Raw genomic sequence first — 1,119 nt, forward strand, 5'->3', positions numbered from 1 at the left:
CAACAGTACCATTGAAGTCAGCAAATGGACCTTCATTAACACGTACCACTTCGCCCGCTTCGTACATAGTACGTGGACGAGGAGCTTCACTCGCTTTCTCAAGACGGTTAAGAATAGCGTCAGCTTCCTTATCTGTGATAGGTGCCGGACGGTCTGAGGTACCACCAATGAAGCCCATGACACGCGGCACACTGCGTACTAGGTGCCATGATTCATCGTTCATAATCATCTGAACAAGGACGTACCCTGGGAAGAACTTACGCTCAGATTTACGACGCTGACCCGCGCGCATTTCTACTACTTCTTCAGTAGGAACCAGTACTTCACCGAATAGCTCTTCCATGCTGTGCATTTTGATATGCTCGCGAAGAGATTGAGCTACACGACCTTCAAATCCAGAGAAGGCTTGAACCACATACCAGCGTTTTTTTGGAGCTTCACTCATGAATTAAAACCCTCTATACCCCAGTCGCTAGAGCTACTAGACGAACCATAATGCCGTCAATACCCCAAAGCGCTAGAGCCATTACAATACTTACAGCTAAAACGATCAGTGTTGTTTGCATAGTTTCTTGGCGTGTAGGCCAAACAACCTTACGAACTTCCATACGAGATTCTTTTGCAAAACTGATCGCTGCTTTACCTTTAGTCGTTGTTGCTGCAACGCCAAGGGCAGCTGCAATAAGAACAACAACGCCTGCAGCGCGAACAACTACAGACATTTCACCATACAGGTAATTACCCACAACAGCGGCCGCTGCTAATACGAAAGCGGCAATCCACTTAAACGTATCTGCTGCGTTTGAGCTATCAGGAGTTTCAGCATTATTTGCTTTCATAAACCAACCTGTCACAAGTCTTAATATAGACGACAACAACCCCGCTGTTGCAGGGCAAACTCCATATCGCTGAAAAAATCAGCGCTACTCTCTTAAGATTAAGCCTGTCTGGCCAATCTTGCTCTGCTCTCAACCAAAATCTGAACAAGAAAACAGCTAAAATAATGTTGAGTGCAGAAAAAGGGCATCAAATGATGCCCTTTTTGCTACTGGTTCGTCAAATCTAATTCAAGATTTTCCGAAGACATTCGTTAATTCGTTAAGAATTAGTCGAAGATCT

General features: G+C 45.0%; 2 protein-coding genes. Both read right to left on the minus strand.

The window, feature by feature from the left end:
• Nucleotides 1-445, minus strand: a 445-nt coding sequence (gene nusG / locus KIO97_RS26840; protein WP_285384437.1) for a transcription termination/antitermination protein NusG, incomplete at its 3' end; no start/stop codon positions are given.
• Between the two features lie 13 nt (nt 446-458).
• The gene (gene secE, locus KIO97_RS26845) at nt 459-839 is read right to left on the minus strand and encodes a preprotein translocase subunit SecE (RefSeq protein WP_005451121.1); all 381 of its coding nucleotides are present in this window, start codon (nt 837-839) and stop codon (nt 459-461) included.
• Between the last annotated feature and the right edge of the window lie 280 nt (nt 840-1,119).

The sequence above is a fragment of the Vibrio sp. B181a genome (assembly GCF_030248375.1).
GTDB classification, from domain to species: domain Bacteria; phylum Pseudomonadota; class Gammaproteobacteria; order Enterobacterales; family Vibrionaceae; genus Vibrio; species Vibrio campbellii.

What these genes read in the sequence shown, in the direction of transcription:
- secE (WP_005451121.1), bottom strand. Translation starts at nt 839, where the DNA reads ATGAAAGCAAATAATGCTGAAACTCCTGATAGCTCAAACGCAGCAGAT.